This window comes from Methyloceanibacter sp. (genome assembly GCF_050999895.1).
Classification (GTDB): domain Bacteria; phylum Pseudomonadota; class Alphaproteobacteria; order Rhizobiales; family Methyloligellaceae; genus Methyloceanibacter.
In genome coordinates this window covers 39136-50337 of the sequence record NZ_JBPCOU010000090.1, presented here as the reverse complement: position 1 = coordinate 50337, position 11202 = coordinate 39136, and the positions used below count along the sequence as shown (strand labels likewise).

Sequence of the window (11202 nt, the reverse complement as noted above, 5' to 3'; positions counted from 1 at the left end):
GGCTGGTGTAGCGCATCGCCCCGCGTCCTCGGGAGTGACGGCTCTGACTGAAAAATCTGTCACCGCGCTCCGTGGCACGATCGTTTCCTTCAGCGACGACCCGTTTCTCGTCGATCCGGCCAGCGCGGCGTCCATGAGACGGATGGCCTCGTGGTCTGCCGCGACGGCATCATCGAGAGCGTCGGCCCTTATGCCGATCTCCGCAGCAAGCTCCCACCGCATACGCCGATCACGGATTCCGGCTGCATAATCTCGGCAGGCTTCATCGATACCCATGTCCATTATGTTCAAACCGGAATCATCGCGGCGCCGGGCAAGGAGTTGCTGCAATGGGTGAGCGACTATGTCTATCCGGTGGAGGAGGCCTTCATGAACGAGGCCTACAAGGTGGGAGCCGCTTGTCGGCGGACCCATCACGGCGGTTGAGGGCCTCTACCTGGCGACGCTCGGCGGCGCGCGCGCTAGATCTCGAGGACCGTATCGGCTCGCTGCGCACCGGCCGCGAGGCGGACATCGTCGTGCTGAACCCAAAGGCGACCCCGCTGCTAGCCTTTCGCAATTCGCGGTCGCGCTCGATCGAGGAAAACCTGTTTGTGCTAATGACCCTCGGCGACGACCGAGCCGCGCGCGCAACCTATGTTGCTGGCCGATTGCCGCATGAAAACGTCCGCGAGGAAGCATGATGCCTGACGCGGTTCATACCGGGGGGTGCGCCTGCGGCAAGGTCCGCTTCGAGACGCGCGGCGAGCCTTACCGCGTGGGCGTCTGCCACTGCATGAGTTGCCGCAAGGTGCATGGCGCACCGTTCAACTTTTACGTCGTGTTCCCAATCGGGGCGGTGACAATCATTGGTGACGTTCTCGCTTTCGCGAACTCCGAACACGGGCGCCGGTATTCGTGCCGCGCGTGCGGCGCGCCCGTGTACTCTCATTACGAGAGGCCTGACGAGATCGACCTTTATCCGGGGTCTTTCGACGAGACGGGGCTGTGGCAGCCGAGCTACGAGCTTTGGACCAAGAGGCGCGAACCCTGGCTGCCAGAAATTCCGACCATCGTCCGCCGCTATGAGGAAAGCCGGCCCAAATGGCGGCGAACCGAGCAGGATTGAGCTGGAGGTCGCAACGACTGCCGGCTGTTGACGGGCTCTGATGCTGGCCCCATGGTCCCGCGATGAACGAAGCCATGAAGCCCGCGCCGAGCGCCGTCGTTGCGGTCGGAAATGCCCGGTTTGGCAACGATCTGCCGCTTGCCCTGATGGCTGGACCCTGCGCGATGGAGAGCCGCGCCCATGCCTTGGAGATGGCCGAGGCGCTCAAGGGTATCGCGGGCAGGCTCGGCATCGGGCTTGTCTTCAAGTCGTCCTTCGACAAGGCAAACCGCACCAGTTCTTCCAGCGCACGCGGCCTCGGCCTCAAAGAGGCGCTCCCGATCTTCGCCGAGATCAAGGAGCGCTTCGGTCTTCCCATTGTCACCGACGTGCATGAGCCTGAGCAATGCGCCGCTGTCGGCGACGCCGTCGACGTGTTGCAGATCCCCGCCTTTCTCTGCCGCCAGACCGACCTGCTGCTGGCCGCCGCGCGCACGGGCAAGCCCGTCAACGTCAAGAAGGGTCAGTTCCTGGCGCCCTGGGACATGCGTCATGTCGTGGCGAAGCTCGTGGCTGCCGGCAATCCGAATGTGCTGGTGACCGAGCGCGGCGTCAGCTTCGGCTACAACACGCTCATCTCCGATATGCGCGCGCTGCCCATTCTCGCCGAGACCGGCGCACCGGTGATCTTCGATGCCACTCACTCGGTGCAGCAGCCGGGCGGACAGGGGGCTGAGAGCGGAGGCGAGCGGCGTTTCGTGCCCGTGCTCGCGCGCGCAGCGGTTGCGGTGGGCGTTGCCGGCATCTTCATCGAGACCCATCAGGATCCCGATAAAGCTCCCTCCGACGGCCCCAACATGCTGCCGCTGAAACAACTCGAGTCGCTCCTCGCCGAGCTGATCGCTATCGACGAGCTCATCAAGCAGCCCCTGGAGTTGGGGGGATAAGTTTCTGGGTAATGGCGTCCCACCGCCATAGATTGGCGTTGGTGAGATGCGTGCCGCCCCACCAGCGGTCGATCGCAGTGTGGCGTACAAAGTCGTCGCGCCCGGCCAGAACTTTCAGGCCCAGAGGCGTAACCCGCAACTCGCTGCGGAAGTAGGGCTGCGCGAGGCCCTGACCGTCGGGCGTGAAGGGCGCGTCGACCAGGCTGGTAATCAATGGAGCCTTGGCGAGAGCGAGACCATCGAGCACGCCCCAAAAGCTCCAATCGCCCATGAAGGGCGCCTCTTCCTCCCGCTGCGTCGCGACAAACAGCGCCGGCGCCATGGCCGCGCCGGCTTCGATGGCGCTAGGATCTGCCGCTCGCTGCCCGACAGACCGTCAAGGCCTGGCAGCTCTTCCAGCATGCGGATGACGGAAGCGTGGAGAAAGGGCAGGGCGGAGAGGTCGCGCTCGAGAAGGCCGTGCCACGGCTCCGGCGTCGGCGAGCGAAAGGCCCGCCACGCTTCGCTCGCGAGAGAAAACTGCTCCGGCGTCACCGGACGTTCCAGCTCCTTCAGCTCCAGAATGCCCTCCGGGGTTTGCTGCCCGAGTGATGATGAGATCGGCCGTCTCTAGCCCCGGCCGCGATAGGGCGCGACGCCCTGGTCGGGCAGCCATATGCCCTCTGGCGTCGTGCCATGCTGCCAGAACACGTCGATGGGCATGCCGCCGCGCGGGTACCAATAGCCGCCAATGCGCAGCCAATGCGGCTGGATCAGCTCCGCCACACTCTTGCCGAAGGAGATCGTCGCGTCCTCGTGAAAGGCGCCGTGATTGCGGAAGCTCGCGAGATAAAGCTTCAGCGACTTCGACTCGAGCAGCCAGTCCTTTGGCGCATAGTCGATGACGAAATGCGCGAAGTCAGGCTGGCCCGTCACCGGACAGAGACAGGTGAACTCCGGTGCGGTGAAGCGCGCGACATAGAGCGTGTCGGCATGCGGATTGGGCACCCGCTCCAGCTCCGCGTCGCCGGGGCTTTGCGGCAACCGCGTCTGCTCGCCGAGCTGTTTCAATCCGCTGATCTTGCGTGTCATGACCTACTCCGCCGCAAACCGCTGCTGTGGCCCGCGATAGGCGCAGCCCTCATGGCAGCTGTCGCGCGAAACCTGCACCTCGGCAAGACCGGGGAGGCGGTTATGCAGCCGGTCCCACAGCCACATCGAGATGCGCTCAAGCGTCGGCTGCGCCAGCCCGTCGATGTCGTTTAGGAAGCGATGGTCGAGCGCCTCGCGCGCATCCGCGAGAGCCGCATCGAGATCGTCGAAATGGATGATCGTGCCGGTGTCGGGATTGGGCTCGCCGGCGACCGTGATGCGCACGCGGAAGGAATGGCCGTGCACGCGGGCATTGGGATGGCCTGGAGGCGCCGACGGCAACAGATGCGCGGCCTCGAAATGGAATTCCTTGTAGATATTCATGGCGGCTGTTTAGGCGATTTCACCTTGGCGAACCAGGGCTTTGGCTAAGGAATGCCGAGCAATTTGTGCGTTTGCAGGCTCAAGCGCCATTTGGGATGGGCGAGGCAATACGCAACGGCAGCGGCGAGATTTGCTTGTTGCGCCGGCCCGTCCATGGGCTGCAGCAGGTAATGGGTGAAGTCCAGCCCATCGATGACCTTCGGGGAGAGTTCGGCTTGCGGATAGACGAGCTTCAGCTCGTCGCCCGAGCGCTGCACCAGGCCTGCGCCGGCCTTGGGGCTGACGCAGATCCAATCGATCGTGCGCGGCACCGGAAGCGTGCCATTGGTCTCGATCGCGATCTCGAAGCCGGTGGCGTGCAGAGCGTCGATCAGCGCAGCGTCGACCTGCAGCATGGGCTCGCCGCCGGTGAGGACGACATAAGGCGGCGTTCCGGAATTGCCGCGCCAGGCGTCGCGGCAGGCACGCGCGAGAGCGGCGACATCCCCGAATTTTCCTCCGCCAGGCCCGTCGGTGCCGACAAAGTCGGTGTCGCAGAAATTGCAGGTGGCATCGTCGCGGTCTTGCTCGCGGCCGGACCACAAATTGCAGCCGGAAAAGCGGCAGAACACCGCCGGACGCCCGGTCTGCGCGCCTTCGCCTTGCAGCGTGTAATAGATCTCTTTGACAGCATACATGAGCGGAACTTGGCGGTTTGGGAAGGTGAGAGCAAGCCATGCGTCTCCGTGGCCGCGACGCGAGGCGGCCGGGGTTTGCTTTGCATCTCCCTCAGTCCTTTGGGAGGAGGGGGAGGGCGGGGATAAGTTTGCTGTAGGCGCATTATCGGCTCAAAGGCCAAGCTCGCTCAAGCCAGGATGATCCGACGGGCGCGGGGCACTTCGACTCCAATGGAATTTGCGGTCCGCCTCGGAGATCGGCAGATCGTTGATGGAGGCGAAGCGCAGCCGCATCAGGCCGTGCGCATCGAACTCCCAATTTTCGTTGCCGTAGGCGCGGTACCAATTTCCGGAATCGTCATGGAATTCATATGCGAAACGGACGGCGATGCGATGCCGGCGAAGGTCCACAGCTCCTTGATCAGCCTGTAGTCGAGTTCGCGAATCCATTTTCGCGTCAGGAACGCCATGATCTCGCCGCGGCCGTTGAGGAATTCGCTCCGGTTCCGCCAACACACGGCGTAAGACGGCGAAACAGCAGCACGGGATCGTTGGTCGGCGCAATGCCGTCGGCCATGACGAGCGGGTCGTAGTTGTCGCCTTGTCGGCTAAAATGTCGCCGGCTTTAAGGTTATTTCTTCCTCAGGAGACCTCACCGAGCCGCCTGCCAGGCGTTGAAGCCCTTGGCGCGGAGCTCGCAAGCGGGGCATGTCCCGCAGCCATAGCCCCAGGGGTGACGCCGCCCGCGCTCGCCTTTGTAGCAGGTGTGGGTCTCCTCGATGATGAGGTCGACGAGCGCATCGCCGCCGAGCTCTTGCGCGAACGCCCAGGTCTCGGCCTTAGTCAGCCACATCAGGGGTGTCAGAATCGAAAACGGGATCTCGGTGCCGAGCTGGATCGCCTGCTCGAGCGCGCGCAAGGTGGCATCGCGGCAATCGGGATAGCCGGAATAATCCGTCTCGCACATGCCGCCCACGAGCACGCGCAAGTTCCGGCGATAACCGAGCGCAGCCCCATAGACGAAAAAGACGAGGTTGCGCCCAGGCACGAAGGTGCTTGGCAGGCCCGATGCCAACATCTCGATCTCGGCGTCGGAGGTCAGGGCGGTGTCACCGATGGCGCCAAAGCTTGCGATGTCGAGCAGATGGTCCGATCCGAGACGCGGCGCCCAGTCAGGAAAGCGGTGGACGATCTCGCTGCGCACTCGCGCGCGGCAATGCATTTCGATCCCGTGGCGCTGCCCATAGTCGAAGCCCACGGTCTCCACGCGGTCGCATGTGTTGAGTGCATAAGCGAGGCAGACGGTCGAATCCTGGCCGCCAGAGAAGAGGACGAGGGCCGCGGATTGAGGTGTCACCACGCTAGCGGCTCTTGCCGTCATAGGGCGTGAGGGTCAGGGCATCGAGGTCGACATCGTCCAGACAGCGCACATTGATGCCGACGCCTTCCGACCCATCCTCGCCGCGACCGGTCGCGAAAGGAGGCGATGCCGCAGGTGCGGCAGAAGAAGTGGTGAATCACCCGCTTATTGAACTGGTAGTCGGTCAGCGCGTCTTCACCTGAGAGCAAAGTGAACTGGTCGGCCCCCACATAGGTCCGCAGCGAGCCGCGCTTCAGACACATCGAGCAATTGCAGTAGAGGACGGGTTCGAGGCTGGTCGAGACCTCGTAGCGGACACGCCCGCAACGGCACCCGCCGGTATGTTTACGCGCTTCGGCCATTCAACTCCTCGTTTCGTTCTCTGCGCTTAAAGCAACGTCCTACCGAATCTAGCAAAATTTCGGCCGGGCGCAGCGCTTTGCATCCTCGCCTTTTGACTCCTCCTATGGTTGTAATTATGATATCATGCTACTTAAGAGGGAAGCTCGGTTGGGGGTTAGGCCAATGGTTCGCGCCACTGCCGCTTTGTGCGGCATCGTTTCCGTCCTGTTTGCCGGCTGCTCGACCATCGTCAAAGGCACCGAGCAGCAGGTCTCCGTGAATACGCCCGGCGTGCCTAGCGCCACGTGCCAGCTGCAATCGCTGGCCATCGGCACGCGCACGGTCCAAACCCCTGGCAACGTCATACAGCCGAAGAGCAAGCACAACGTTGCTGTCTCCTGCACGGCACAGTGCTTCGGCCCCGGCGTCGGAACGCTCGCCTCGCATACCGAAGTGATGACGGCGGGGAATGTGTTGTTCGGTGGCCTGATTGGACTCGGCGTCGATGCGGCGTCGGGGGCGATGAACAAATACGATCCAGGTTTCGAGGTCATGATGAGTCCCGTTCCCAATTGCGGCCGGCCTGGTAGGGGGAAGGGCATGCCCATGGCAAGCTCCCCAGTACCGCCGCCAGCTCGCGCGGCTAGCGACCGCGCGAGGCCGTCCACTTAGCGGCTTCCGCTTACGGACCGGTTCGGCTAAGAGGGCCCCTTACCGAAAGGGACCCTGAAAAATGAGCGCTATCGCCACCATTGTCGGCCGAGAAATTCTGGACAGCCGCGGCAATCCCACGGTCGAGGTCGATGTCATCCTCAAGGATGGCGTGTATGGCCGCGCCGGGGTTCCGTCGGGCGCGTCGACCGGCGCGCATGAGGCCCATGAACTGCGCGACGGCGGCAAGCGGTATGGCGGCAAGGGCGTGCGCATGGCGGTCGCTGCCGTGAACGGCGAGATCCGCAACGCGCTGCAAGGGTTCGATGCCGCCGATTTGCAGGGGCTCGACGATCGCCTGCGCGCGCTCGACGGCACCGACAACAAGAAGCGCCTCGGCGCCAACGCCATTCTCGGCGTCTCGCTCGCCGCAGCCAAGGCCGCGGCGCTGGACCGTAAGGAGCCACTTTACCGTTATCTCGGCGGCACCGAGGCGAACCTTCTTCCCGTGCCGATGATGAACATCATCAATGGCGGCGCGCACGCGGACAATCCCATCGACTTTCAGGAATTCATGATCGCGCCTGTCGGCGCCACCAGCATCGCCGAAGCTGTGCGCATGGGCGCCGAGGTCTTCCATGCGCTGAAACACGCGCTGAAGGGCGCGGGCCACAACACCAATGTCGGCGACGAAGGTGGCTTCGCTCCCAATCTCGGCTCGACTCGCGAGGCGCTCGATTTCATTTTGACCGCGATCGACTCAGCCGGTTATCGCCCCGGCGAGGACGTGTTTCTCGCACTCGATGTCGCCGCGACCGAGCTTTACGGCGAGGGCCGCTATTTCCTCAAAGGCGAAAAACGCAGCCTGACCTCCGACACGCTCGCCGCCTATTACACCGAGCTCGTCTCCAAATATCCCATCTTCTCGATCGAGGACGGCATGTCGGAAGACGATTGGGATGGCTGGCAGGCCCTGACACAGGCGATCGGCGACCGTTGTCAGCTCGTCGGCGATGATCTGTTCGTGACCAATGTCACCCGCCTGAAGCAGGGCATCGAACGCCGCATCGCCAACGCCATCCTCGTCAAGGTCAATCAGATCGGCACCTTGTCGGAAACGTTGGATGCCGTGCGCATGGCGCAAAATGCGGGCTACGCCGCGGTGATGTCGCATCGCTCCGGCGAGACCGAGGACGCCACCATTGCCGATCTCGCCGTCGCCACCAATTGCGGGCAGATCAAGACCGGCTCGCTTGCCCGCTCCGACCGCGTGGCGAAATACAACCAGCTCATCCGCATCGAGGAAGAGCTGGGAACGGCCGCGCGCTACGCCGGCGCCTCGGTGCTCAGACGCGGCCAGTAACTCGGGATTAACCCTGCGCGGCCGATGCTGGGCCACGCCTCGTCTAGAGGGGCGGGGCACTCGCGCGAGGGGACAATGCGGTTTCGGGCCTTACTCTTTCCTTTGCTCGCCTGCAGCGTCGGCGGCTATTTCGTCTATCACGTCCAGATCGGCGACCATGGCTTGAAGGCGCGCGCCGATCTCGAACGGCGCACGCAGGTGCTGGAAGGCGAGCTTGCCGGCCTCGAAGAGGTCAAGCAGCGCCTTGAGCGCGATGTGGCCTTGCTGCGGCCGGAAAGCCTCGACCCGGATATGCTGGATGAGCGCGCCCGCGCCATCCTCAACCTCGCCCATCCCAACGACCTCGTTCTCCTCAAGCGCCGGACGCCTGCGCCGGACATCACCGAAACGCCACCGAAGCCCTAGACTTCGTGTAGCTTCCGGGACGCTTCCCAGTCGTGCTAGCCTTTGTCGGCGGAGACAGAGGCCAAGAATCATGAGTCCCAGCCCAAGCCTGACACCGGGCGCCGCCAATCTCTGGCTCGGCGAAGACGCACCCAGCACGAGAACGCCTGCCGAGCCCGAGCCGCTGACGCCGGACCAGGCGCTCGTCGCCTACCGCCAGATGCTCCTCATCCGCCGTTTCGAGGAGAAGGCTGGACAGCTTTACGGCATGGGACTGATCGGCGGCTTCTGCCATCTCTATATCGGCCAGGAGGCGGTGGTCGCGGGCATGCAGCTGAACGTCGAGGACGGCGATCAGGTCATCACCGCCTATCGCGATCACGGGCACATGCTGGCGACCGGCATGGACCCGAAGCGGGTCATGGCGGAGTTGACCGGGCGCCGCGACGGATATGCCAAGGGCAAAGGCGGCTCCATGCACATGTTCTCCGTCGACAAGAATTTCTACGGCGGCCACGGCATTGTCGGCGCGCCAGCACCGCTCGGCACAGGACTCGCCTTCGCCAACAAATATCGCGGCAACGACCGCGTCTGCTTCACCTATTTCGGCGAAGGCGCGGCCAATCAGGGCCAGGTCTATGAGAGCTTCAACATGGCCTCGCTCTGGAAGCTCCCGGTCATCTACATCATCGAGAACAATCACTACGCCATGGGCACGGCCGTGGAGCGCGGCAGTGCGCTCGCCGAGGAGCTCTATCACCGCGGCTCGGCCTTCGGCATTCCCGGCGAGCAGGCGGACGGCATGGATGTGAGCGCCGTGAAGGACGCCGGCGCGCGTGCGGTCGCGTGGACCCGGGCCGGCAACGGCCCGATGATTTTGGAGATGCGCACCTATCGCTATCGCGGCCATTCCATGTCCGACCCCGCGAAATACCGCACCCGCGAGGAAGTGGATAAAGTGCGCGAGCACCAGGACCCGCTCGAGCTTGTGCGCAAGCGCATCCTGGCGCGAGGCCTCGCGAGCGACGACGAGCTGAAAAGGATCGACCAGGAAGTACGCACGACGGTCCTCGAGGCCGCTGAGTTTGCGCAGAATGCGCCGGAGCCCGCTGCCGGCGAACTTGAAACCGACGTGGTGGTCTGATTGCCAAGCTGCCAATGACCATCCCCATCCTGATGCCGGCGCTCTCTCCGACCATGGAGGAGGGCAAGCTTGCGAAATGGCTCGTGCGCGAAGGCGATAGAGTCGCGCCCGGCGATGTCATCGCCGAGATCGAGACCGACAAGGCGACGATGGAGGTCAAGGCCGTTGACGAGGGCACGGTCGAGAAGCTGCTGGTGCCGGAAGGCGCCGAGCATGTGCCGGTGAACAAACCTATCGCGCTGCTGTTGGAAGACAGCGAAGTCGCGGCGTCGAGTTCCACCTCGTCCGCTTGGGGAGAAAAAGGCCGTGAGCCCGAGCCCGATCTCGGCGAGCGTCCGCCCGATGTCAAGGAGGCGCCGGCCGGACCGCAAATCGCGCCCGCTGAGCCGCGGCCGGAAGCGGAGATCGCCGCGGCCACCCAGATGGTGCAGATCACCGTGCGCGAGGCGCTGCGCGACGCCATGGCCGAGGAGATGCGCGCCGATGAGCGCGTCTTCTTGATGGGCGAGGAGGTCGGGGCGTATCAGGGCGCGTACAAGGTCAGTCAAGGACTGCTCGAGGAGTTCGGCGCACGCCGCGTCGTGGATACGCCGATCACGGAATATGGCTTTGCCGGCGTCGGTGTCGGCGCGGCATTCGCGGGCTTGCGCCCCATCGTCGAGTTCATGACCTGGAACTTCGCCATGCAGGCCATCGACCACATCGTCAACTCGGCGGCGAAGACGCTCTATATGTCAGGCGGCAAGATGCATTGCCCCATCGTCTTTCGCGGGCCGAACGGCGCGGCGGCCAGGGTTGCCGCGCAGCACAGCCAGGACTTCTCCGCCTGGTACGCATCCGTTCCCGGCCTGAAAGTGATCGCGCCCTACACCGCCGCCGACGCCAAGGGGCTGCTCAAGGCCGCTATCCGCGACAACAGCCCGCTCGTGTTTCTCGAGAATGAGATCCTCTACGGCCAGCGCTTCGACGTGCCGAAGGGCGAGGATTTCGTGATCCCCATCGGCAAGGCGCGCGTCGCACGCGACGGCAAGGACGTCACCGTCGTCTCTTACTCTCGGGGCATGGTCTATGCGTTGGATGCCGCCGAGCGCTTGGCGAGCGAGGGCATCGAGGCGGAAGTGATCGATTTGCGCACCTTGCGGCCGCTCGACATCGAAACGGTGATTGCCTCGGTACGCAAGACGAACCGCATCGTCTCCGTGGAGGAGGGGTGGCCGATCTGCTCGGTGGGCACGGAGATCTGCGCGCGCGTGGCAATCGAGGCTTTCGATTATCTCGACGCGCCGCCCATCAAGATCACCGGCGCCAACGTGCCCATGCCCTACGCCGCCAATCTGGAGAAACTCGCGCTGCCCTCCGTGGATCAGGTGGTCAAGGCGGCGAAGTCCGTCTGTTATCGGGAGTAAGACCGTGGCGGGGACCTCCATGCATTGGAAGAGCGGCGGCTGCCATTGCGGCACGGTGCGCTTCGAGGTGCTTGCGCCCCACGCAATCGAGCCCAAGGACTGCAACTGCTCCATCTGCCGCATGACGGGCTATCTGCATCTCATCGTGCTTGCCGACCGCTTCCGCCTGCTACAAGGTGAGCCGGCACTCACGACCTACAGCTTCAACACCGGCACGGCGCGGCATCGATTTTGCTCTGTGTGCGGAATAAAGAGCTTTTACGTGCCGCGTTCGCATCCCGACGGCTACAGCGTCAACGTACGCTGCATGGACGACGGCGCTTTCACCGCGGTGAAGGTGACACCCTTCGACGGGCGGCACTGGGAAGACAGCGTTGCCGCGATCGCCGGTCATGGGGGCGCCTGAG

General features: G+C 64.0%; 15 protein-coding genes and 2 pseudogenes. 10 read left to right on the top strand and 7 right to left on the bottom strand.

Annotated features, from left to right (window positions below; all coding sequences use genetic code 11):
• The first annotated feature begins 150 nt into the window (after window positions 1-150).
• The 4 genes from ACR2J1_RS10470 to kdsA all read left to right on the top strand — a co-directional run bounded on the left by ACR2J1_RS10470 (window position 151) and on the right by kdsA (window position 2034).
• Window positions 151-426 carry a hypothetical protein gene (locus ACR2J1_RS10470; RefSeq protein WP_434019269.1) on the top strand — a complete coding sequence of 92 codons (276 nt, stop codon included), beginning with the start codon at window positions 151-153 and terminating at the stop codon, window positions 424-426.
• Window positions 423-683, top strand: coding sequence for an amidohydrolase family protein (locus ACR2J1_RS10465; protein ID WP_434019268.1), 261 nt, complete (start codon window positions 423-425; stop codon window positions 681-683). The genes ACR2J1_RS10470 and ACR2J1_RS10465 overlap by 4 nt, the downstream gene beginning before the upstream one ends.
• Window positions 683-1108: a GFA family protein gene (locus ACR2J1_RS10460; RefSeq protein WP_434019267.1), complete on the top strand. Its 426-nt coding sequence runs from the start codon at window positions 683-685 to the stop codon at window positions 1106-1108. Before ACR2J1_RS10465 ends, ACR2J1_RS10460 begins: the two co-directional genes overlap by 1 nt.
• Before the next feature lie 62 nt (window positions 1109-1170).
• Window positions 1171-2034, top strand: coding sequence for a 3-deoxy-8-phosphooctulonate synthase (kdsA, locus tag ACR2J1_RS10455; protein WP_434019266.1), 864 nt, complete (start codon window positions 1171-1173; stop codon window positions 2032-2034).
• On the opposite strand, the gene ACR2J1_RS10450 is transcribed toward kdsA, so the two are convergent.
• From ACR2J1_RS10450 to ACR2J1_RS10420, 7 genes and pseudogenes are all read right to left on the bottom strand, one after another.
• Window positions 2006-2356 carry a hypothetical protein gene (locus tag ACR2J1_RS10450; protein ID WP_434019265.1) on the bottom strand — a complete coding sequence of 117 codons (351 nt, stop codon included), beginning with the start codon at window positions 2354-2356 and terminating at the stop codon, window positions 2006-2008. The genes kdsA and ACR2J1_RS10450 overlap by 29 nt on opposite strands.
• Window positions 2357-2643: 287 nt before the next feature.
• Window positions 2644-3105, bottom strand: coding sequence for a preQ(1) synthase (queF, locus tag ACR2J1_RS10445; RefSeq protein ID WP_434019264.1), 462 nt, complete (start codon window positions 3103-3105; stop codon window positions 2644-2646).
• Between the two features lie 3 nt (window positions 3106-3108).
• Entirely contained in the window at window positions 3109-3489 is a 381-nt protein-coding gene (locus ACR2J1_RS10440; RefSeq protein WP_434019263.1) for a 6-pyruvoyl trahydropterin synthase family protein, read from the bottom strand.
• A gap of 44 nt (window positions 3490-3533) precedes the next feature.
• A complete protein-coding gene (queE, locus tag ACR2J1_RS10435; RefSeq protein WP_434019262.1) occupies window positions 3534-4166 on the bottom strand; it encodes a 7-carboxy-7-deazaguanine synthase in 633 nt (210 codons plus the stop codon).
• 150 nt (window positions 4167-4316) lie between these two features.
• A pseudogene (locus ACR2J1_RS10430) lies at window positions 4317-4744 on the bottom strand (DUF1348 family protein); the annotation flags it as partial.
• Between the two features lie 53 nt (window positions 4745-4797).
• Window positions 4798-5526 (bottom strand): 7-cyano-7-deazaguanine synthase QueC, encoded by a 729-nt coding sequence (gene queC, locus ACR2J1_RS10425; protein WP_434019261.1) that lies wholly within the window; start codon window positions 5524-5526, stop codon window positions 4798-4800.
• A pseudogene (locus ACR2J1_RS10420) lies at window positions 5507-5867 on the bottom strand (GFA family protein). The gene queC and the pseudogene ACR2J1_RS10420 overlap by 20 nt, the downstream one beginning before the upstream one ends.
• 163 nt (window positions 5868-6030) lie before the next feature.
• Between ACR2J1_RS10420 and ACR2J1_RS10415 the strand changes: the two are divergent.
• From ACR2J1_RS10415 to ACR2J1_RS10390, 6 genes are all read left to right on the top strand, one after another.
• Window positions 6031-6519, top strand: coding sequence for a hypothetical protein (locus ACR2J1_RS10415; protein ID WP_434019260.1), 489 nt, complete (start codon window positions 6031-6033; stop codon window positions 6517-6519).
• A 61-nt stretch (window positions 6520-6580) separates the two neighbouring features.
• Window positions 6581-7861 (top strand): phosphopyruvate hydratase, encoded by a 1281-nt coding sequence (gene eno, locus ACR2J1_RS10410; protein ID WP_434019259.1) that lies wholly within the window; start codon window positions 6581-6583, stop codon window positions 7859-7861.
• 75 nt (window positions 7862-7936) lie between these two features.
• Window positions 7937-8266, top strand: coding sequence for an FtsB family cell division protein (locus ACR2J1_RS10405; protein WP_434019258.1), 330 nt, complete (start codon window positions 7937-7939; stop codon window positions 8264-8266).
• Window positions 8267-8336: 70 nt separating this feature from the next.
• Window positions 8337-9389 carry a pyruvate dehydrogenase (acetyl-transferring) E1 component subunit alpha gene (gene pdhA, locus ACR2J1_RS10400; protein ID WP_434019257.1) on the top strand — a complete coding sequence of 351 codons (1053 nt, stop codon included), beginning with the start codon at window positions 8337-8339 and terminating at the stop codon, window positions 9387-9389.
• A 14-nt stretch (window positions 9390-9403) separates the two neighbouring features.
• Window positions 9404-10795 carry a pyruvate dehydrogenase complex E1 component subunit beta gene (locus ACR2J1_RS10395; RefSeq protein WP_434019256.1) on the top strand — a complete coding sequence of 464 codons (1392 nt, stop codon included), beginning with the start codon at window positions 9404-9406 and terminating at the stop codon, window positions 10793-10795.
• A gap of 19 nt (window positions 10796-10814) precedes the next feature.
• Entirely contained in the window at window positions 10815-11201 is a 387-nt protein-coding gene (locus tag ACR2J1_RS10390) for a GFA family protein (protein ID WP_434019255.1), read from the top strand.
• Window position 11202: the final 1 nt, after the last annotated feature.